The sequence below is a fragment of the Taibaiella sp. KBW10 genome (assembly GCF_003852495.1).
Lineage (GTDB): Bacteria > Bacteroidota > Bacteroidia > Chitinophagales > Chitinophagaceae > Edaphocola.
This window is the reverse complement of sequence record NZ_QAJI01000005.1, coordinates 422,064-444,772: the sequence shown is the minus strand read 5'-3', so window position 1 is coordinate 444,772 and position 22,709 is coordinate 422,064. Positions and strand designations below refer to the sequence as shown.

The following is a 22,709-nucleotide window of genomic DNA, read 5'->3' as shown; positions in this document are numbered from 1 at the left end:
ATTTTTACTTTTCATCTTGAACCATACTATCTGGTGATCATTTTCCACTCCTAGATTTGACCACCAGATACAACTGTGTTTGATGTGATGTATGGACTTGAAGGCTAAGCCTAAATTCTATTTGATAACCTTTAAATGTGCAGAATGATGAAAATCGAAAAATTTATGTAACGCTTACTCTGTAAAAAACGTTAATGGTAAGGCAACTTTGTTTACCGGGGTTACGGTCAATTGTCTGCAAACGAAAATTGGGTTTTTCTGCCAAGACAACTTCCATATGGCTTTTTTTATTTATAGTATTTCTTCCGAAACCAGAACGCGAGATTGACTAGGGCAATCAACACCGGCACTTCTACGAGTGGGCCGATTACCCCGGCAAAAGCAGTCCCTGAATTAATCCCGAATACACCAATCGCCACCGCAATGGCCAGTTCAAAGTTATTGCCGGTAGCGGTAAACGCAATAGCAGTACTCCTTGAGTAGTCTGCGCCAAAATACTTTCCTGTAAAAAAGCTGGCTACAAACATCAGGCAGAAATAAATCACAAGCGGTATCGCAATACGCACTACATCCATAGGTATCTGTACGATTAGGCCGCCTTTCAGGCTGAACATAATTAAGATGGTAAAAAGTAACGCGACCAAGGTTATTGGCGATATGAAGGGCACAAACTTATCTTGATACCATGCCGCTCCTTTAAGCCTGATGAGTCCATAGCGGCTCACAATGCCCATAGCGAAAGGCAGCCCTAGATAAATGCCCACACTTTTTGCTATTTCGCCGATGGTAATACTCACTTCCAAACTCTTCAGTCCAAAGTATGGTGGTAGTACGGTCAGGAAAACATAAGCGTAAAGGCTGTATAGTAATACCTGAAAGATACTGTTCAAAGCGATCAGCCCGGTTGCATATTCCCGGTTTCCTTCGGCAAGTTCATTCCAGATTACAACCATCGCGATGCAACGGGCAAGGCCTATCAGGATAAGCCCGGCCATATATTCGGGATAGTCACTCAAAAATGTAATCGCCAAAAAGAACATCAGGAAGGGCCCGATAACCCAGTTCAGCAACAAGGAAACGATAAGTACTTTCGTATCTTTGAAGACCTCCCTCATTTTTTCATACTTCACTTTTGCTAATGGCGGATACATCATCAGGATCAGCCCAATAGCCAGTGGTATATTGGTTGTGCCACTCGAAAAAGAATTGATAAAGCCAGCCGAAGAGGGCATGAAATAACCAATACCCACGCCTATAGCCATAGCAAGCAATATCCAAAGGGTAAGATAACGGTCAAGGAAGCCTAATTTTTTTCTTCCTGCTACAGGCATGCAATTGTTTGATGTCATGTTAATGCTTTAGGTGTTCCTTATTGAAGTGCTGTATATATGTTTTAATCAGCTCCCGTACTTCACGGAACGCTTCCATAACCTCCTCTTCACCACCCTTTGCTTTCGCCGGATCGGGAAAGTTATGATGCAAGGTTACAGCTTTGGTTGGAAAATAGGGACAGCTTTCTTTTGCATGATCGCAAACCGTAATCACATAATCGAAATCAATATTCCTGTATTCATCAAGCATATTTGAGGTGTGACCGGAAATATCAATCCCATCCTGGCGCATAATCTCAATGGCTTTGGGATTGACCCCATGCGTTTCTATTCCTGCACTGTATATTTCTGCAGCCTCCCCAGCAAAATGCCTTAAATAGCCTTCGGCAATCTGGCTCCTGCAACTGTTTCCGGTGCAGAGTACTAATATGTTTTTCATAACTTGTTTTGTATTTAAATGATAATTTTACGCTTTCTATCCCTGGGCATTTCTTCACAAAACTATTAATGCCCTTTAATAGCTGTTTACAAACCCTGCTTTTGTATTCATGTAGTGACTATCATTTTATATATATAGATGATTGCATACCACATTAGTTCAATTTGTTCGGCAGTACTATTTTCGCCAATCAATTTATAAACACTCCCGTCTGAGGCAGTTATTTACAAGCTCCTTCAATCAACCCAATTAACAACATCCGCCACCAGGGGTACAACTGTTTTCTGTCCCGGTCGGATTATGGGTTGCCTTTTGTGCCGTTTGTTCAAGTCCACAAGCTTCATTCGCAAGACAGGCAGTCTGTTTAGAGCGTAACAGGAAGTTAGTTCCGTCAAAATCAAGATCATACTTACCAATAGTTCCAGACTGGTATTCGACTTCTATTTCCAGGTCTTCCATACCCAATATGCGTTCCGAAAGAGCAATGATATGCAGCAGTTTCCCCGCTTTTAAACGATGCTCGTAATCATCGGCGTTCCACAATTGGAAATTTGCAACTTTTTCATGGCGCACCTTGCCCCCACAATCGATAAAGTCTTTTGTAATGATACCCACTTCTGTAACATGGAAGTGTTCCGGAACTGCTGCTCCGTTTTCTACTTGAAAATTAACGGCCTCTGCCGTAGCCAGGATTTGTTTGATTTCTGATAGTTTCATAATATTTAATTATAATATTGCAATGTAACGATTGATTTATTTAAAAAAAGCTAACAACAGCTTTCAGGATTTTTATAGGAGCCCAGGAAGCTACCGAGCAATGATTCTAAAAGTGCCCACATTTTGGGTTCTATGCAATAGCAGACTTTTACACCTTCTATCGTACCCTGAATGATACCCGCATTCTTCAGCTCTTTCAGATGCTGTGAAATCGTAGCCTGTGCAAGCCCCAGCTCTTCTACCAATTCCCCACAGATGCAAGCATTTGCTGCGATGATCTGTTGTAGAATCGCGATACGTGCCGGGTGTGCTATCGCTTTCAAAAGTGTTGCAAGCTGATTTTGCTCCCGAGTGAATATTTCTGTTTTTGTGAGTCCCATAAATCTATATCGCAATATTACGATTATAAACTATAATGTCAAAAATATTTTTTCGGGGAGGCAATTATTTATCATCATTTTTATCCTGTCAAGAATAATGCTAACATGAAGGAGCATAAATAACAAAGCTGTATTATGGACTACCAACGCACGTTTTTATCGTTTTAGTACCGCTTTGAAGGGCTGAACTATGGGAGCACTGGAAAATCAATACAATAGGCAAGTGTTTTCTGATACCGGAAACTAAAATTTACCTATTTAATAACCTGGCATTAATATTCCCTTAATGCAATAGTGATCATTTTGCGCAAAAATTGAAATGCCGAAAATGCTACCTAAACTATTCCTTTGTTTACTCTGTGCTGGTGTGATAACCGGCCATGCACAATCAAACATAACCCTTACTAAATCTGTTTCTGCTAATACAGACGATGCAGAAGAGTATATCTCCGGTACCGCCGGTTCGATGTCTTTAAACAGTTCTGACCTGGAGTTGATGACCGATGGCTCACAAACACAGAAAATAGGCATCCGTTTTAATACCCTTTCCCTACCACAGGGTGCCGTTATACAACATGCCTTTATTCAATTTGCGACCAAAGGAGACAAAAATGCAGTATCCGGAACAATCGTGATAAAGGGTCAGGCTACAGATAACGCTGCTACATTTACCACGACAACGAATAACCTGAGCAACCGCACACCCACTTCCGATTCTGTAAGCTGGGCCGGTTCCACCAGCAGCACCTGGGGTACCACTTCCGGAGGTGTGCAGGGTGCAGAACAACGAACACCGGAACTGAAAACAATCGTACAGGCAATCGTGAATCGTCCGGGCTGGGCTTCAGGCAATGCTTTGGCCTTTTTGTTTACCGGCACCGGCGTGCGTAATGCTTATGCCTATGATGGAAGCCCTGCGCTAGCTCCTCAACTTATTGTACAATACACCCTGAACACTCCACCCCCCGCAATCGCCATCGATACACTCCCGATTATGAAGGGTTCAAAATGGGCCTATAACGATAGCGGTATCAGCCTGGACGGTAGCTCTTGGACGACGACAAATTATAATGACACGTTTTGGAGCCAGGGACCCGGAAAATTAGGATACAGCGATAATGCGCTCACCATACTGAATTACGGACCGAGTGCTTCTAATAAATATATCACGTATTATTTCCGTAAAAAATTCAATGTGCCCTCTGTAGCGGCACTCAGTGATACACTCTTGCTCAACCTCTTGCGCGATGATGGAGCCATCGTATATATAAACGGCCAGGAAGTACTGCGCAGTAATATGGCTGCCGGTGCCTTTGATTACCAGACCTTTTCCTCCGCAATTGTAGACGGGGTAGACGAAAGCACCTATTTCCCTTATCATGTTCCTAAAAACTTGCTGGTAGATGGCATCAATACCATTGCCGTAGAAGTGCACCAACGTGACGGTACTTCTTCAGATCTCGGATTTGATATGGATTTGTCTATAATGCCTAAACCAAGCTTGATCCGCGGACCGTATTTACAAGTAGCCACGACAAATAGTATTCATTTACGCTGGCGTACCGATCAGGCGACGAGTTCCCGTGTGCACTATGGCACGAGTAGCAATTCACTAACCGGAACCGTAACCGATAGTACCCTGACGATGGAACACGAGTTGGTCTTAAATGGACTTGCTCCACATACAAAATACTGGTATAGCATCGGCAGCATTACCGATACCCTGCAAGGAGACACCAGCAACTATTTCATGACCCTGCGCCCCGCCGGCGATACGGCTTTACTGCGCATTGGCGTGATCGGCGATTGTGGCAATAATTCTACCAATCAGATCAATGTACGCGACCAGGTAGCCGCCTATTTAGGTGGCAATTATATGGATAGCTGGATCTTGTTGGGCGACAATGCTTATACAACCGGTACGGACGCAGAATTCCAGGTGGAGTTTTTCAATATCTATAAAAACAGGTTTCTGAAACAAAATCCCTTATTTCCCGCACCCGGAAATCACGACTATGGTAATAGTACCTCATCGCCTTCTGTAGTCAATCATAGTGTAGCACCTTATTATAAAAGCTTTTCGATGCCTTCCAATGGAGAAGCTGGCGGCGTGCCATCCGGCAAGCAATCTTATTATTCTTTTGATGTGGGTAATGTGCACTTCCTCTCCCTGGATTCCTATGGAAAGGAAGATAGTGCCACACTGATGTATGATACCACAGGTGCACAGGTACAATGGATAAAAGCAGATCTTGCAGCCAATACAAACAAAGGCTGGGTCGTTGCTTACTGGCATCATCCACCCTATACAATGGGTTCACATAATTCCGACAGTGAGGGCGACCTGGTAAACATCCGCCAGAATTTCATCCGCATCCTGGAGCGTATGGGTGTAGACATGATACTTTGCGGGCACAGTCATGATTATGAGCGTTCAAAGCTTATGCAGGGCCACTACGGTTCTGAAGCCACATTTAACCCCTCTGTCCATAATATCAGTCAGTCGAGCGGGTTGTATGATGGCTCGGCCAATTCCTGCCCCTATATTAAAGATTCTGTAACCCAACCTACAGGTACGGTATATGTAGTTTCCGGTTCAGCAGGCCAGTTAGGCGGCACACAAGCCAGTTTCCCGCATGCAGCTCTTTCTGCTTATGCTGATGCCACTCATGGTGGTGCGATGATGCTTGAGGTACAGGGCAATCGCCTGGATGCCAAATGGGTTTGCGCCGATGGAACAATCCGTGATCATTTTACTATGATGAAAGATGTAAATGTACATAAGACTTATACGATTAATGCCGGCGATTCTGTAACACTTACTGCAAGGTTTAACGGTACCTATTCCTGGAATAACGGTGCTTATGTAACCAAATCGATCAGGGTAGCCCCAACAGATACAATGACCTATATTGTACAGGACAATAACAACTGTGTGGCCGACACGTTTAAAGTGAATGTGCAACAGGGAACACCATTGCCCGTTCAGTTGACCGCTTTCGCAGCCACAGCTACTGCAAATTGTACTGCCACTATTCAATGGACTACCGCTACGGAAGAAGCCGGAGCCAAATTCATCATTGAGCGTGCTACAGAAGCAAATGTATTTATTCCGGTGGGAACCGTCTTGCCGCAAAGCAGCTTGTCTGGCAACCAGTATTCCTTTATAGATAATACACCCACAGAAGGAATGAACTACTACAGGCTCAACATATTGTCTTCGGACAGATCATCTGTATACAGTAGTATCAAGATGGTAAAAATGGCCTGTGCACCCCTCTCTGTAACCATGTCTCCGAATCCGGTAAACAACAGCTTACTCATTGCAGGCTTACCAAAAACCAGAACCAACATAGTTATTTATAACAGTAACGGGCAGATTATTAAAGAACAGTCCTGTACACAGAGCAGTATACACATAGACTTCAGTCGCTTTGCACAAGGTATTTATGCGGTGCAGGTAACAGATGAGCAGGGAAAGGTAATTGCAGCACAAAGCATTAGCAAACAATAATATTTAATTTTTAAAGTGTATTGATATGAAGCGTTTCGTAATTAGCCTCCTTGTTCTTGTATGTCTGATAGTAGTTTCTGCAGCGAATGAGCAAGGAGCTTCCCCCTACGTTAGCGCCAGTATTGAGGCTTTTAAAAAAGATGCTAAGGTCTTTGCAGACCATGCCGAGCAGTTAAAAATTGCGGTAGCGGCCCTGAAGCCAAAAGACAAAGCCGGCCGGCAGCAAGCTATTGCACGCTTAAGGGCATGCCGGCTCAGTTACAAGCGCATTGAGGCCTTCATGGAATACTTTTTTGAATACCCGGTGAATCTGTATAACCGTGCACCGGTGTATGAGCTTGAGGAACCCTATATGGAATACCAGTCGCCGGTAGGGCTTCAGTATATTGAAGGACTGCTGCTGGATACTGAGCCCTTTCAAAATAAAGAGGAACTGCGTGCTCAATGCGAAGTTGTCGCGGCAACAGCAAAGGACATTCCCGGCATTCTTTATGGGCTTAAAGTAGATGATGCCGCGCTTTTGGAGGCCAATCGCCTGGAGCTAATCCGGATATCCACCTTATCCATCACGGGATATGATGCGCCGCTTTTGAAAAGTGCCCTGGAAGAATCGGCTACTGCACTCGGCGCCATGAAGGATAATCTGGAGCCACTACTCATAAAATATTCCGGCGCGTATGCCGATGCTATTCGCCGTCATCTTGGTGCAGCAATTGCACTGCTGGAACAGCCGCATCAGCATTTTGACCGTTTCGACCGTCTGGCCTTTTTCACGCATGCCATGCTACCCCTACAAGAGCAATTATCCGCCTTTATCTCAGCGCAACAACTGGATGTGAATACCCATCCCGCTTTGAACCATAACGCAGACCACCTATTCAGCCCGGATGCAATCAACCCCTCTTCGTTTCCCGGTATTCAGGAGGCTGCAAAGCAACAAAACCTCGTTCATCTGGGGAAAAGGCTTTTTTCGGAGCAAGCTTTATCTGGTAATAACAGCCGCAGCTGCGCCAGCTGTCACCGGCCGGACAAGGCCTTTACTGACGGTTTAATAAAGAGCCGCTCGCTGGACGGAAAAAGCTTCGTTATGCGTAATACTCCTTCCCTTTATTATGCCGTATACCAACATGCGCAATTTTATGATGGCCGGGTAACCAGTCTCGAAGCGCAAATAAAAGTAGTATTGCAAAGCCCTTTAGAGATGAATATCTCCTTGGATACGGCAGTATATCGACTGAACCAGATTCCGCACTATAAGCAAGCATTTAAAGAACTTTGGCCTTCCTCTACAACGATTCAGTTAGACCAAATAGCCGCTGCACTAGTGGCTTACGAGCAAACGCTCGCACCGTTCCGTTCCCGTTTTGATCGTTATATCGCTGGCGATAAGACTGCAATGAACCCGGCACAAAAACGCGGATTTAATCTTTTTATGGGGAAGGCCAGTTGCGGTTCCTGTCATTTTGCCCCACTCTTTAATGGACTACTCCCACCTTACTATGATCGTTCTGAACTTGAAGTAATCGGAGTACCACAACAGGATGCCAAAGGTCGTAGGCGCGTAGATACGGACAGTGGCCGATTTCATTTTTTCCCGATTTCATTTAACAACGGAGCATTTAAAACCACCAGCGTGCGTAATGCGGCTGCCACAGCACCATACATGCATAATGGTGTCTTCCGGAATTTAAATGAAGTACTTGATTTTTATAATAGGGGAGGCGGCCGCGGAATGGGCTTGAAAGTTCCCGGACAAACGCTTTCCGAAAAGCCGCTGGGCTTAACAAAAGCGGAAATGAATGACATCATTGCCTTTTTACAAGCTTTAGATGATGATGCTCCGAGAAAAAAACGATAGCCGGATCCTCCGGCAAGGAAGTACGTGTTAAAGGGAATTCATCCCGTCAATAGTAAAAACAAGTAAGTCTTATTCATCTTGTAATAAATCTTTTCATAAAGACCTACATGAACACAACAATCCCCCGAAGCAGGACTTCGGGGGATTGTTTATATAGCCAACCGACTATTGTTCGATATCATGGCATACTACCATGAGCTAAAGACGGAGCAGCTATATTAACCCTTCGTCCTATGCGCATTGGGGCATCCCGATCAAACAGATCATGATCACTTTATCTGTTTAAGCAATAATTGCTTAAACCCATTTGGATCCATATTTTCAAACGACCCCGTCTTGGTAAATATTATACGCTGCGATTTATCCAAAATAAAGGTGGTGGGAAAAACACCAATCATAGACTGCAGTATTTCCTCACTTCTGACAAAAACAAAATCATACCCTTTTTTTTCTTTAAAAGCCTTTATCGTCTGTGGATCCTCATCGGATATCATAACAAACACATACTTTTCCTTTAGCGCTTTGTACTCATTCTGAAGCATGGGCATTTCCTGTACACAGGGTAAGCACCAGGTACCCCAAAAGTTTACCAGCACATACTTATCAGAGAACTGCATCATATCTACCGGTTTTCCCTCCAGGTCTTTTAAGGGTAAATTCAACTCCTTAAAATGCTTGCTTTTCCCTATCGCATCGCTTTGGGCCATATTTCTTTTACTCACGTAATACAAATAACCCAGTGCAGAAACCGCGAGTATAGTTCCTAAAATAATTCCTGTTATCAAGCCCTTTTTAAAATATTTTTGCTGCATCTCTAAGCACTTTTAACGGTTAAAAATCCAGTTAGGTACGCGATAACCATAATAATCAGAATACTAATCAACAGGCCGGTTAAAAAGCCGGATAGGGATAGTAAAATGTTTTTTGTCTTCATAGGTATAGGTAGTTATTGTTGAAAAATGAGCATATTATTTTCCGGAAATAAGAGCGCTAATAATCATTTTTTGCATAATCCTTTCTGGAACCGGTGTGGCATATATTGGCTTCTTTAATTATACACCACTCATAAAAGAAAATGCAGCACAGAAAAAATCTGATTTATCTGTATCGTCTTAAGCAAAACATATAAAAATAAATGTAACGTCTGAAGTTTATACTCTATAACAATTTTATATAATTATTTTTTTATAAGTCATAAACAATTGTGAATGTATTAAATAATAGTAGCCAGCATTTTTAGCCTTATACACACTAGTTCAACGGGTTTTCTGCTTCAATAAAAAATCGATCTTTTACCCTTACTAAGCCCGGCATCTAAAGTGTAATATTGCAAGCATTTTATATATTTGTCGATAAAATGCATTTTCTTTTTGTAAGATGCGGTTGGATGAACCATTATTTAATTTTTCCTTATCTCTTTTTCTTTGCGTTGGTTATCACTTATAATATTCTGCCTGAGCGTTTTTGAAGCGAAAGCTCAGATACCTGCTCTTTACCGTTATATTCCGGCGCGGTATACATTGCAACCTTTGCAAATTAATACAAAAGAAAATATTGAGTTTTTAGTGGACGCAATTGAAGATAAGGAAGGATTTGTATGGTTTTCGGGTGCCAAGGGTTTATATGTATATGATGGCGCTCAGCTGATTAATTACGCCAACAATAGTTTGGAATATCCCCTGAAAAAAGATTCTTCCATGGAGAGTTTTGGCATCATGCGTAAAGATGCTGCCGGTTTGCTGTATATACAGGAGCGGAATTACTATAATTTTATCTGCTTTGACCCGCTAAACCGGAAAGTCAAATATAAGTTCAGGACTCGGTACGATCTGAATAAAGGTCTTTATTTCGACATGAGCATCTCCGATAAAAGCGATATGATGGCGGCATTTTTTGACCAGAAACGGGGCAAGTATCATATCAGGCGCGTGATCGATAAGAAAGATTCGAAAGAGATTTATACCGGTTCTTTTGAAGCCGATCACTTCAGATCTTTTCAATTCGGTTGCGGCAATCATTGGCTCAGTAATCATAAGCAGATACTGCGTGTTGCTGCCGATGGCGGCCAGGTCAATGAATATCACCTCCCGGATGATAAAGAAGCTATTTTAATGACATATGTAGATGAAGGGCATGTATTTTTCCTTAATCTGGATTGTACCCGCATTTATACCTGGGATAAACAAACCGATAAGATCGTATTATATCTGTCTTTACCTGTTCTTCCATTGATTCAACGGCTTGAGTTATTCCCTCTATCCCAGATACCGACTAAGTTTGCGGTCAGAGACGGGATAGTGTTTTTGGGTAACAAGCATTCCTTTTACATAATTAACAAGGAAGACCTTACCATACAGGATTTGTCTGAACTACATAATCAGTATGATCAGGTAAATGATATTTCAAAAGGGAATCATGAACTGATCAAAATCTTCTTCGCCGGGAAAGATAATATTTACCTGGTTAAAGAAAGTGAGATATTGACTTTAAAAAAGAAACAGGTAACGGAAAATATTTTTTCAGCACCTATTGATAAGGATCTTAAGGTTAAAAACCCGGTTTTAAGTTTCAGAGCATTGGCCGAGGATGAACAGCAAAACATATATGCGTCCTATTATAACGGATTAATCGTATTAAAAAAAGGGTCGACCGAGTTTAAGCCTTTTCCATTGTTTGGCAGTATGCCCCCAAACGTATTATCCACTTACAGCCTTAATTACTGGAAAGGCCATTTATTATGGAATAATATTATGGTTGATCTCAAAACCGGTAAGCATCATTTTTTAGGGAACTGGAAAAAAGTGGAGCATACGACGCAATGTCTTGACAAGGATACCTTATGGTTTTATACCTGGAAATCGGGACAATTATTCCGGTATGACTTGAATCAGAAAACGCTTAAAGCATATAGTGTAGACAAAGAAGTGAGCAGTTATGGAGAGCCTATCGAAGAGATTAACGATATGATTCCGGATCAGACCGGGCATAATTTATGGCTGGCGACCAAGTGGAATGGTATTGCACTCATCACCAAAGAAGGTAAACTATTAAAAAAATATGACTGGAAGCAGTTGAAAATAGAAAAAGGCCTGGGCGCAACTGTTAATAAACTGCACCTTTCCGGAGAAGGACTTTGGTTTGGTTGTGCAGATGGTTTAGGCTTACTCAATACACGCACCGGTGAGCATGTTATATATCATGATCCTTACAATGATAAAGGGACCTTACATAACCGAAATATTTTTTCCATACTGCCCGATTCTTTGGGTAATTTTTATCTGGGCACCAATTTGGGTATTGTATATTTTGATACCCAAACAAGACAATTCTATAATCTTCATGAAGACCATCCACTAGCCAAGCCAGAATGCAACCGGGCGGCGGCTTTTAAGGCATCGGATGGTCGCTATTACTTTGGCACGACTAATGGCCTGTACTCTTTTGTACATTCCGAATTACCCTGCTATACTCCATCCCCAAATACGTTGAAACCGATAAAAATATGTAATATTACTATATTCAATAGCCGGCATAAAGAGTATCATTATCTGGGTGTGTGGAACGATCCAACAAAAAACCTGGTGTTAGGTCATTATGACAATACCATAACCTTAAATGTTTCCGTTCCCGAGTTTGATAAAACAGTTTATTACAGCTACCGCATTAAGGAGCAGAATGAAGAATGGAAGGAATACTCACTAGACAGTAGGATATATCTCTATAGCCTTCGGTCTGGCGATTATACGCTGGAAATAAAAGCATCTACCGATTTGAATGACGATACCGCCCGTTTTTATAAAATAAATATTGTTGTACAGCAAATATGGCATAAACTGATCTGGGTTCGGCTCCTATTTTTATTATGTACTATTACGATCGTCGTGTTATTAATGCGTAGCCGCTACCGGCAAAAGCTGCAAAGGCAACAGGATCTGGCCAATTTAAGAACCAAGATCAGTATGGATTTGCACGATGACGTAGGGAGTATCCTTGCGGGGCTTGCGATAAAGAGCGAACTGTTGAGCTATACCACAGCAACAGAAAACAAACAATCGCTTAATGATATCAGCAGTATGGGTCGGGAAGCGATGGAAACCATGAGAGACATCGTTTGGTCTATGGATAACCGCAAAGACAAATATGAAAATATGATTGATCGCATGAAGGCCTTTGCAGAAAAAAGTTTGCAAGCCTGTGGCATCAGCCATACTTTTTTCCTCGATGGAATTACGGGCGGGCATTTTATCGATCCCGCCAAGCGGCAGGCCCTATACCTCATTTATAAAGAAGCACTGACCAATATCATCCGGCATTCTGATGCAAAAGAAGTAGTGATCAGACTGCTGCGGCAGAAGAACATGTTGTGTTTAAGCATTCATGATAATGGTATTCGTCCGGCTACAGCCGCTACAGCCGGTATGGGTCTTGACAATATGAAACTCCGGGCGCAGAAAATAGGTGCTGCATTCAGTGCCCAATATGAACAGGGCGGTTTCCTCATCTTGCTTAAAATTCCCTATTAAATACGAGGAATATATCGGGATCAAAAATCATTACTACCCTGCACGGTACATCCTTATCGACCGGTATTGAGGAGATCATATGATAAGTCTCAGTAGACACCTTGCGTATTTGGCCGATATTTTTATTTACTTTTTCTGTTCTTTTTTTGTAAAAGATAATAATTAAAAAAAATAGTTCTTTCTTTGATATAATAAAAACAAATACGACAAGCAAGCACCGATAAAAAGAACCTTATCTGACAGAGAAATTGTAAGGGTCATCAATAGCCTTGTCAAAAACCATTACCTAACAGAAAAAAAGATCAACAATATGCTTGTCAACAAATCACTTACTTTCCGGGGTATTATGGCTTTCTCGGGCCATCACCTCATCTGGCTTTCTGCCTGGATGCTGCTGATTGCAGCACTTTATCACTTTACTCATTGGCGATGGCTATCGATTCCATGGTTACCGGTATCACTCATCGGTACGGCGGTAGCCTTTTATGTCGGATTTAAAAATAATCAGGCTTATGACCGCCTATGGGAAGGCCGTAAGATCTGGGGTGGTATTGTAAACAGTAGCCGTGCCTGGGGTACAATTGTACTTATCTTTATCCGTTCTAAAAACATTCCTGATAAAGAAGTGACGGCACTGCAGCAGCAATTGATATACCGGCATATCTACTGGCTGTACACCCTCCGCAATCAGCTGTTGCAACCCACCCCGTGGGAGCATGTAAGCCTTTCCTTTATCGGCATTGGCCGGTATAATGAAAAGCGCAGTAAGAAATTTGGTCTCGGCTTGTATGCTGCAGAAGATGCTGAAAAGCATTGGCGGAAATACCTAGAACTGGAAGAAGAGCAGGAGCTAAAAAATAAGGCGAATCCAGCCACTCATTTAATGCACCATCAGGCCAAACAGATTTCGGCGCTGGAACGGGAAGACCTCATTGATAACATTAAGTTCAGTGATATGCAAAAAGTGCTGAGCGATTTTTTTGATCACCAGGGAAAACTGGAGCGCATCAAGAAATTCCCTTTGCCACGCCAGTACGGCGGTTTGAGCTTTATTTTCGTATGTATCTTTATTGTGATGCTTCCTTTTGGTATCGTAGCAGAGTTTGCCAAAATCGGGGACATCGGCATCTGGCTTTCCGTGCCTTTTGGAGTGATTATCGGTTGGGTATATGTCAATATGGAATTAGTCGGCGATTATTCCGAAAATCCGTTTGAGGGTTTGTTTAATGATGTACCCATGCTGTCTCTGTGCCGAACGATAGAAATTGATCTGTTACAAATGTTGGAGGAAACGGATATACCGAAACCCGTTGCGGCTAAGAATGGAGTACTGATGTAAGTACATAGGAGCCAAATCTTTAATTTTCAGGACCGATTCAAAGCGCCTATATGGTGCTTCAAATCGGTCCTGAATCAAATATAGAAAACTCTTTTATTTTTTCCATTTCAACAGAAGGCTGTTGCTCACCACACTGACACTACTCAAAGCCATTGCGGCACCCGCGATCATGGGGTTGAGCAGAAAACCATTGATTGGGTACAAAATCCCTGCCGCCAAAGGAATCCCTATGATATTGTAGATAAAGGCCCAGAAAAGATTCTGGCGAATGGTCGCTACCGTTTGCCTTGACAATTTTATGGCTTCGGGTATTTTATTTAAATCGGAAGAAATAATGGTCATCTTGGCCACATCCATAGCAATATCACTACCCTTGCCCATCGCAATGCTCACATCTGCTTGTGCCAAAGCCGCACTATCATTAATGCCATCGCCCACCATCGCCACTACCTGGCCTTCGCTTTGCAGTTGTTTAATAAAAGCTGCTTTCTGCTCGGGCATCACTTCTGCTGTGTACTGCGTAATACCCGTTTGCGCGGCAATGGCACTTGCGGTAGCCTCGTTGTCGCCAGTAAGCATATATACCTTTATTCCGGACTGTTTCAGTTGCTGTATTGCTGCTATGGACGTTTCTTTTATCGTATCGGCAATGGCCAGAACAGCCAAGGCATTTTGATCATCGGCAAACCAGATGACGGTTTTGGATTCTTTACTCCATTTTTCGGATTGCTGCTTTAAGGATGCGGCAATAGAAATGTTTTTGTCCAGGAGTAATTGTTGCTTACCCACCACATAAGTAATTCCTGCTACTGTAGCCCGCGCCCCCATTCCCGTAAGGCTTTCAAAATCTTCAATCGGTGTCGCCTTTAGGTCTTTGTAGAACAATGCGACTGCTGCTGCCAGAGGGTGTTCCGACTGTTTCTCTATACTGAGCAATACTTGTTTTGCGGCATCCTCTTCTGTAAGCCAATAGGCGTCGGTCACTACAGGTTTGCCTTCGGTAATGGTACCGGTTTTATCCAGTACCACCGCTGTTATTTTTTTGGCCAGTTCCAGGCTTAGGGCATCCTTGATCAAGATTCCTTTTTCGGCTCCTTTACCAATCCCGACCATGATGGCAGTTGGTGTAGCCAGTCCCAGTGCACAGGGGCAAGCGATCACCAAAACGGTTGCAAGGGCAATCAAACCCTGAGAAAAGCCGTTGTCTCCTCCTAAAATAATCCAGGCCACAAAAGCAAGCAGCGCAATGCCGATTACTACGGGAACAAAAATACCGGCGATCTTATCCACCAGTTTTTGTACCGGTGCTTTACTGCCTTGTGCCTCCTGGACCATGCGGATGATCTGAGCAAGCATGGTTTCCGCACCAATTTTTTCGGCCCGGAATTGAAAACTACCTTTTTGATTCAGGGTACCGGCAAATACCGGTTCCTTTTCCTTTTTTTCTACGGGCAGGGGCTCTCCGCTCAACATACTTTCATCTACGTAAGAATTCCCTTTGACGACCACACCATCTACGGCTATCTGCTCGCCCGGCTTTACCAGAATCAATGCTCCTTTCTGTAATGCTTCGATGGGCTTAAGCGATTCTTCCCCGTTCTCCGCAATAACCGTCACCGTTTTTGGTTGCAGGCCGATCAGTTTTTTTATAGCGGTCGCCGTATTTCCTTTTGCTTTTTCTTCCAGTAATTTACCCAAAAGAATAAAAGATATGATGACGGCTGCTGCTTCAAAATACACATGCCCATGCAGGCCTCTTTGATGCCAGAAGCCGGCAAAGAGGGTATTAAAAACGCTGAATACATAGGCAATTCCCGAACCCAGGGCGACCAGGGTATCCATGTTGGCAGAGCGGTTTTTGGCCTGTTTCCAGGCATTGATAAAGAAATCCTTACCAAACCAAAGCACGACCGGGGTCGATAAAACCCACATCAGCTCATTGGCATAAGGCATCTCCATAAAAAACATCCCGATGATGACCACCGGCAAGCTCAGTAAACTGGCCCATAAAGTTTTGCTTTTGAGTTGGCTGAATTTTGCCGCATGCAGGGCTTCGAGGGTTTCAGCCCCCTCATTACCCTTTTCCAGCAGTAAATCATAGCCTATAGATTGTACGACTTGCCGTAAGGCTTGCGCATCAATCATATTAGGCAGGTACTCTACCGCGACGGAAGCAGAGGCATAGTTTACCGAGGCGCTTACCACTCCGGCCTGTGCCTTAAGCATACTTTCAACGCTGACCGCGCAGGAAGCACAGGTCATATCTAATACCGGGAAGGTAGCCTTTACGGAAGCCACCTCATAACCCAGATCCCGGATGGTCTGTACCGCCAACGGTAATACTTCCTCCTCACCACTAATGGTGGCCATACGGTTATTGAGGGCTACACTATGCTCCGAAATACCCTTTATCTTTTCCAATCCTTTGTCTACGATCAAGGCACAATGCTCACTCTCTACCCCTTCCAGGGGAATATGGATCTTTAATGCTTTATCTGTTGCCATACTTAGCTGATTTATAGAGCAAAGATACTTAGGGGAGCTGCGGCGGCTATTACATGATTATGGGATTCATTTATAAGATTTACCCATACACATGAAAAAGGGATGCCGCGTATAGTACAATCTGCATCCCTTGATAAAAATATAATTTATGCGTCCGAAACGGTCTTATTAATCCAGCTCTATCGTCACTTGGTCGTCCAGTGCATAGCTTTGGCAGAGCAGGATCATACTGTCTGCTACCTGTTCTTTGGTAAGGGCAAAGTTATTGACCATTTTTACGGTTCCTTTGGTATGCCTGGCCCAGCAAGAGCCACAGGTGCCGCTTTCACAGGAATGAGGCACACGAATACGATGAGCCTTCGCGGCATTCAGCAAATTTTGCCTTGGTGCCACGGGTATCAGGGTAGTGATTTCATATACCTGTTCGGCATCTTCCTTTACCATGCTGTCATAGTAATTGATCAATACTTCAAAAGATTCATCGGGCAGATCGAGGACGGACGGATCGGTAATTGCTACCTGAAAGTCCTCGAGATGAACCTGATCAGGCCTTAAGCCCATACTCAATACGGCATCTTTATATAGGGTCATCAATTCTTTAGGGCCGCAGATATAACAATGCGCTTCTTCCAGATTGGAACAGTGCCTTTTAAGGATCGATTTTATACTCAGGGTGTTAAACCGCCCCCATATACAGTTCTTATCATCGGAGGGTTTATCTCCTTCTGAAAAAGCATAAAAGGCATGCAGTTGCTCAGCCGCATCCATATGTGCCAAGGGTTCTTTGAAGATGATATTATCGGGGGCTTTATTCGCATAAAGCAATACGGGGGGGTGCATCGCCTCCCGTACCGCTTCCTTCAGTAAAGAAAACAGAGGGGTAATGCCACTGCCGCCACCTAAAAAAATAAGAGGGGTCTCTTTCTTGAGATCGGTGTCCCTTACAAAATTCCCGAACGGCCCTTCGACAGCCCATTCAGAAAGGCCTGGTGCCTGTTCCCATAAATAATTACTCATAATCCCGCCCGCTACCTTTTTGACGGTTATACTTGGGTATTTATCTTCCGGACTGGAACTCAGCGAATAAGATCTGCTGACTTCTTTCCCGTTTATGGTACAGGTTATATTGATAAACTGACCCGGTTTATAAGTAAAGGGGCTGTCTTTCGTATCAAAAACGATAGTCAGGGTATCTTTTGTTTCAAAAATAATTTCCTTAGAAATCCATTTATATTTGTTCATTATTGCGAGCGTATTGTCGTCTTCACCATTTCTGTTGATCACCTGTTCCTGAAGACAAATCGTGGCGATCATGATCTTTCGTTATGCATGCACTTGCCGTAAGCAGCTTAGCCATGCAAACCACCTGTTTTATTTATTTTCTGCAAATATCGTCATTCGCCGCTTAATAGGCGGCAAACAATAAATATGTTTAACGTATCGCACAACAAGAAGCAATTATACTTCATCCAGCGGTTTTCTTTTTTCGGTACGGATGTGTTTAAAATGACTTGGCGTAAGCCCCGTCACTTTTTTAAACTGGTTACTTAAATGCGCTACGCTGGAGTAGTTGAGCCGGAAGGCAATTTCGCTAAGGGATAATTCATCATAGACCAGTAATTCCTTGACCCGTTCTATTTTTTGTGCGATAAAGTATTTTTCAATAGTTGTTCCCTCTACTTCGGAAAAAAGACCGGACATATAGTTGTAGTCATGGTGTAGCCTTTCGCTCAGGAACAGGGAGAGATTGCTCTTCAACTCCCCGTCATGCTCATGTATTAACGCAATGATCAGTTTCTTTATCTGTTCAATAAGCCTGCTTTTCTTATCATCGATCCATTCGAAACCCAGCTCCTTTAAGGCGGTTTCCAGCGCTTGCTTTTTATCCGTGCTCAACTCATGCACTAAATGTACTTCACCCAATTCAATAGCGGTAAAGGGCAGCTCGAGTTGGTCCAATACCGATTTAACGACCATTTTGCAACGGTTGCAAACCATATTTTTAACATATACTGTTGTCATATTGCCGGTCCTGTATTTAAAAGCAAAATTAGCACATTGTTCGCCACTTAGGCTCATACACCGCTTCCATAGCCCCATCAAATAATTTTATCGTCTTACCCTCATCGACCAAAGTCTTTAGGGGCAACGGTTTCCCTCGACCGGCAGGTATTTTAAAAAATTTATTTGCACCAAAAACAGGTAATTATGTAAAAGAAAATGGAAATGATGTAAGCCTTTAGGCTCGTTTCGGGTGGCTATGGCGGTATATGCAACAGAAGTATTCTATAAATTGACTACCGGGATACTGTAACCATTTTCTCTTCTTTTCTTTTGCCCGGCAGTAAAAGCAACAAAATACTATCGCTGTGATGAAAACGGATCAGTACATAGTATGATTACGCGACTGTTTGGGTATGCTCACCGGAGATGTAATATTATTTCCCTAGCTTTATAAATCGCTATGGTATAAAGCTTCGCATTTATGAATAGAATGAAAACATTTATCGGCTTCTGGGCAATCTATCTATTGCTTTTCGTGATCGGGCTCCCTTTACTGATCTATTATGTTTCGGATGAGGATATGCGTTATGCACCGATGCCCAGCGCAGCAACTGCCTTTTTCTACCTGGGCCTGGGTCTGCTACTCTGGACGATGGTATTCATTTTCTTCTGCCGCTATTTCCTGATTAATGTTTTCCGGGCGAGGCAACGCATCTTAAACATTATTACCCACGGTGATCCTTTTCTGGTGAAGGTGCTTTCTAAAACCATTAAAGCAAGCCGTCCGGGTTATGAAGTGCTGTCGCTTCAAATCAGCTTTACCAATCTGAGGCAAACCCCGGTCTCTATACCCTACGAAGTGAATGACACGAAACCTGATGAAAAACGTTTTGAACCGGGACAGACCTTGCGGATGCGGGCGATGCCGGACACTAAAAATCCTGTATTGATCTTAGAGTCGGCACAGGTTTCTCTGAATAAAGGGGTATTGCTTACTGCAATTATCGGCCTTTTGCTGATCCTTACTTTTGCAATAGGCTATTTGTTGTTCGCTTATGAGCAGGAAAGTATGGGAACGGGCTGGCGCTTTCTCCGCTTCTGGCATCCCTGGATCATCATCCCCCTCTCTGCATTGTTCTTCGGGGGTATTATTGCCCTGGTCCTAAAGGGTATTAATCGCATGGCGGGCACAAGTAAAGAGCTGATGAAGCTGGTATTTTATGGCAAGAGGACCATGGGTACAATCTTGCATTATGCGGAGACAGGGGTTTATATTAATGAGCAACCCCGCATTAAATTTGAGGTACAGTTTACCGATGAACGGGGTCAGCTGCACAACGCATCTTTTCAGAAAGTGATCTCTCTGCTGGAATTGCATCAATTGTCCAAAGGTGCTAAAGAGGTGCTCTATTTACCGGATAACCCTAAAGAATTTATTTTTTATGAAGACCTTTCTGCAGAATAATAAACGTAATGTTGGGTTTTGTCTGAGACAGTCCTATGTGCTACTGACCTTGGCCTTGCTTTCTCTATCAGCTTGCAACCGTGTGCGCCGAAGCATTGATGAAACCCTGCATCCTAAAGCGCAAAAGACCACTCCGCAACGAGAAGGAAGAAGTGTGTCTAGCGCCGGTTCCTCGACAAGCGTTACGACAAGTAGTACTTTAGGAGCAGCTGTAGATACCAGAAGCATTTTTGAAAGTACGGAACGCCTGGACAGTATACAAGCGCAATTGCAAGCCCTGCCTCATCTAAAGGGTAAGAAGTTAATGTTCTTTCAGGGTTTTTTCTTTTATGATTTCCAGGGTGGGATGATCATCATCAACCTGCAGGATCCGGACAAACCGGAAAATATTGATGTATACACCTATAAGGACGGCACCTGGCAGGAACCCAAGCCCCTAAAGACTACCGGCCAGGAAGCACTCGCTAAAGCAGGAGTCAATATGTTTATGCCGCTAGACCAAATACGGTTTAGCACGGCAAAAAAGATCTATGCCTTTGCCCAAGAAAAAGCGAAAACTATTGAAGGGGCGGAGCCGATTCTCTATGTCAATTTCAATCAACTCCGCACGCGCGGATTTGCCTTGAAGGAATGGTATATATTAGTGAACGGGACAAGACACAATTATAGCCTCAAGTTTGATCTAGAAGGAAATTTTAAGGAGATGTACTAGAGATCAAGTAAGGTCAATACTTGAAAAACAGCAATAGACTTTAGTGTACTGCTACTTCTTTTTGACGCCTTGCATTAGATATAACTGTTTTATCAATAGATTTTAGCAATTTCTCATACTCAGCATTATATATAGACTTCATTAAATAGGCTTTCATATCCATATAATACTTTATTGTTTCATCAGGATAGAAAGTATACCCTTGATATCCCTTCTTTGTTCCGTATTATGAAAGTCATTTTTATTGACTATTGTTTCAGCACTTTGCCTATCTTCCTTTTTACGTTCTGCATTTTTACAGCCCCATATTAGAAACATAGACATTACAATAACCAATATGGATTGTTTTTTCATATATCTTAAATTACTAATTGTATTTTGAAGACATAGCTATAATTAATTGACAACCTAAAAAGTGATAATTCAATTAGATTATTACTAAAATTGACAAACACTTTTATGCTTTTAATAACTCCTTCATTTTAGAAATTATTTCAACGTATTCTTTCTTGTTGTGAGAATCTTCCATATATTTAATGACTCCTCCAAAATAATTATTTACTTTTTGCGGGTTAATATACTGACAACCTCCTATCTGTCTATTTTTAGAATAAAATCTTACAGTGTATAAGGGGTAATCTTTTAAGCTATCTGCTATCGATTTTAATTCTTCACAATCCTGGTTCATGTACCGTTGTAGGTTCTCAAGTATTGGTTTACTTATTATTTGAACATTATAAAATCCTATAAGCTTAGCATCTAAGGCCAAATTTTTGTTTGTGTCAAAAAGTTCATCTAATTTACTTTTATCACTACAAATATAGACAACATTATTTCTCCCTTCATTTTTGCAAATTCTCACCAAATCAATATTTACTAAGTCTATTTTTTTTGCAAAAGAGTCATTATTTTGTTGCAGATTTGGTTGCTGTTTATTATTGTTGCATCCCAAAATCAAATTCAGCGATATAATTGCGCTTATTAATATTAAATTTTTCATAAATCTCATCTTAGATTGTTAAGTGTATTTTGATGGTATGGCCATGGTGTAGCATTGGGTTGCACTGCATTATTGGGATAAATAACTGTATTATTTACCACAAGGTATCTATATTGAAAGGTTGCAATACTTTCCCATTGGCCATTTTTGTATCCAACTAAAGTCACCTGTCCAATTCTAAACATATTCGTCGTTACTATTGCCCTATTAGGCATATCATAAAAAGATTTACCCCCTTTCACTCTATCCCTATTGTTTAATCTATCTCTGCCATCTCCGCTATTTGGATAATAAAATGGTGCACTCGCTTTATTGGCATCAATAAACGGTTCATTTTTAGGATAACCATCTAATGGTTGGTTGGTTAGCCCAGTTGCAACCCAATTAGTTTTAGAATAACCAACTACTTTACCTGTGTATAGAATTTCAACTTCTGATCCGACATTTAGAATTCCCGATTCCGAATCATAGAAAGGTGTCAAAACTACTGTAAAGTCATCTCCTTTCAATGTATAACCTTCACTATTTTGATAATTTTCTTTGCCATCATTTTGTGGCTCTTCATTTTCAATTTTAGTTCCATTGTCCACAGTAGTTATCCCATTTTCATTAATAGCACTACCTCCCGCATCTGTTACCATAGCCATATATTCTCCCACACCAATATTCAATACAGCAACAGCCTCCATATTATTTTGCAACTGCACCATACCTGGACTGGTATATTCTCCAAACAAAGAACCTAGATTAAATTGATTCGCAATTGTGGGCATCAGTGCCAGCATGCTGACGATCAGATCTGCCAGATTTCTCAAGGGGATCCACCATACTTACCAAGTTACAGCTGATGCATGGTAGGGACTCGATTATACTGTAAATTACAAAAAGGATGAGTGGTTATTCATCCTTTTTGCATCACTCA

Annotated in this window: 17 protein-coding genes; 6 read left to right on the top strand and 11 right to left on the bottom strand. The window is 42.3% G+C overall.

Features of this window, described 5'->3' with window-relative positions:
* Positions 1-287: 287 nt before the first annotated feature.
* The 4 genes from arsB to DBR32_RS12385 all read right to left on the bottom strand — a co-directional run bounded on the left by arsB (position 288) and on the right by DBR32_RS12385 (position 2,867).
* Complete coding sequence (arsB, locus tag DBR32_RS12400) at positions 288-1,349, bottom strand: ACR3 family arsenite efflux transporter (protein ID WP_124636654.1); 1,062 nt, start codon at positions 1,347-1,349, stop codon at positions 288-290.
* A 1-nt stretch (position 1,350) separates the two neighbouring features.
* A complete protein-coding gene (locus tag DBR32_RS12395) occupies positions 1,351-1,770 on the bottom strand; it encodes an arsenate reductase ArsC (protein ID WP_124636653.1) in 420 nt (139 codons plus the stop codon).
* 249 nt (positions 1,771-2,019) lie between these two features.
* Complete coding sequence (locus tag DBR32_RS12390) at positions 2,020-2,487, bottom strand: DUF6428 family protein (protein WP_124636652.1); 468 nt, start codon at positions 2,485-2,487, stop codon at positions 2,020-2,022.
* 50 nt (positions 2,488-2,537) lie between these two features.
* Positions 2,538-2,867 carry a helix-turn-helix transcriptional regulator gene (locus DBR32_RS12385; protein ID WP_124636651.1) on the bottom strand — a complete coding sequence of 110 codons (330 nt, stop codon included), beginning with the start codon at positions 2,865-2,867 and terminating at the stop codon, positions 2,538-2,540.
* Positions 2,868-3,195: 328 nt separating this feature from the next.
* On the opposite strand from DBR32_RS12385, the gene DBR32_RS12380 reads away from it, so the two are divergent.
* Both DBR32_RS12380 and DBR32_RS12375 read left to right on the top strand, forming a co-directional pair.
* Complete coding sequence (locus tag DBR32_RS12380; protein ID WP_124636650.1) at positions 3,196-6,381, top strand: metallophosphoesterase; 3,186 nt, start codon at positions 3,196-3,198, stop codon at positions 6,379-6,381.
* 25 nt (positions 6,382-6,406) lie between these two features.
* Positions 6,407-8,239: a cytochrome-c peroxidase gene (locus DBR32_RS12375; RefSeq protein WP_124636649.1), complete on the top strand. Its 1,833-nt coding sequence runs from the start codon at positions 6,407-6,409 to the stop codon at positions 8,237-8,239.
* A gap of 269 nt (positions 8,240-8,508) precedes the next feature.
* On the opposite strand, the gene DBR32_RS12370 is transcribed toward DBR32_RS12375, so the two are convergent.
* Positions 8,509-9,024, bottom strand: a complete 516-nt coding sequence (locus DBR32_RS12370) for a TlpA disulfide reductase family protein (RefSeq protein WP_158605982.1) — start codon at positions 9,022-9,024, stop codon at positions 8,509-8,511.
* A 744-nt stretch (positions 9,025-9,768) separates the two neighbouring features.
* Here DBR32_RS12370 and DBR32_RS12365 point away from each other — a divergent pair.
* Both DBR32_RS12365 and DBR32_RS12360 read left to right on the top strand, forming a co-directional pair.
* Entirely contained in the window at positions 9,769-12,762 is a 2,994-nt protein-coding gene (locus DBR32_RS12365; RefSeq protein ID WP_158605981.1) for a histidine kinase, read from the top strand.
* Positions 12,763-13,072: 310 nt separating this feature from the next.
* On the top strand, positions 13,073-14,101 hold the full coding sequence (locus DBR32_RS12360; RefSeq protein ID WP_124636646.1) for a bestrophin family protein: 1,029 nt from the start codon (positions 13,073-13,075) through the stop codon (positions 14,099-14,101).
* A 93-nt stretch (positions 14,102-14,194) separates the two neighbouring features.
* On the opposite strand, the gene DBR32_RS12355 is transcribed toward DBR32_RS12360, so the two are convergent.
* The 3 genes from DBR32_RS12355 to DBR32_RS12345 all read right to left on the bottom strand — a co-directional run bounded on the left by DBR32_RS12355 (position 14,195) and on the right by DBR32_RS12345 (position 18,628).
* Positions 14,195-16,606, bottom strand: a complete 2,412-nt coding sequence (locus DBR32_RS12355; RefSeq protein ID WP_124636645.1) for a heavy metal translocating P-type ATPase — start codon at positions 16,604-16,606, stop codon at positions 14,195-14,197.
* 168 nt (positions 16,607-16,774) lie between these two features.
* Complete coding sequence (locus tag DBR32_RS12350; RefSeq protein ID WP_124636644.1) at positions 16,775-17,920, bottom strand: iron-sulfur cluster-binding domain-containing protein; 1,146 nt, start codon at positions 17,918-17,920, stop codon at positions 16,775-16,777.
* A 144-nt stretch (positions 17,921-18,064) separates the two neighbouring features.
* A complete protein-coding gene (locus DBR32_RS12345; protein WP_124636643.1) occupies positions 18,065-18,628 on the bottom strand; it encodes an AraC family transcriptional regulator in 564 nt (187 codons plus the stop codon).
* 463 nt (positions 18,629-19,091) lie between these two features.
* Here DBR32_RS12345 and DBR32_RS12340 point away from each other — a divergent pair, with 463 nt between their 5' ends.
* Both DBR32_RS12340 and DBR32_RS12335 read left to right on the top strand, forming a co-directional pair.
* On the top strand, positions 19,092-20,075 hold the full coding sequence (locus DBR32_RS12340; protein WP_124636642.1) for a hypothetical protein: 984 nt from the start codon (positions 19,092-19,094) through the stop codon (positions 20,073-20,075).
* Positions 20,053-20,787: a hypothetical protein gene (locus DBR32_RS12335; RefSeq protein ID WP_124636641.1), complete on the top strand. Its 735-nt coding sequence runs from the start codon at positions 20,053-20,055 to the stop codon at positions 20,785-20,787. Before DBR32_RS12340 ends, DBR32_RS12335 begins: the two co-directional genes overlap by 23 nt.
* A 171-nt stretch (positions 20,788-20,958) precedes the next feature.
* On the opposite strand, the gene DBR32_RS12330 is transcribed toward DBR32_RS12335, so the two are convergent.
* The 3 genes from DBR32_RS12330 to DBR32_RS12320 all read right to left on the bottom strand — a co-directional run bounded on the left by DBR32_RS12330 (position 20,959) and on the right by DBR32_RS12320 (position 22,560).
* Positions 20,959-21,141, bottom strand: a complete 183-nt coding sequence (locus DBR32_RS12330; RefSeq protein ID WP_124636640.1) for a hypothetical protein — start codon at positions 21,139-21,141, stop codon at positions 20,959-20,961.
* 103 nt (positions 21,142-21,244) lie between these two features.
* Positions 21,245-21,787, bottom strand: a complete 543-nt coding sequence (locus DBR32_RS12325) for a hypothetical protein (RefSeq protein WP_124636639.1) — start codon at positions 21,785-21,787, stop codon at positions 21,245-21,247.
* Positions 21,788-21,792: 5 nt separating this feature from the next.
* Positions 21,793-22,560 carry a hypothetical protein gene (locus DBR32_RS12320; protein WP_124636638.1) on the bottom strand — a complete coding sequence of 256 codons (768 nt, stop codon included), beginning with the start codon at positions 22,558-22,560 and terminating at the stop codon, positions 21,793-21,795.
* Positions 22,561-22,709: the final 149 nt, after the last annotated feature.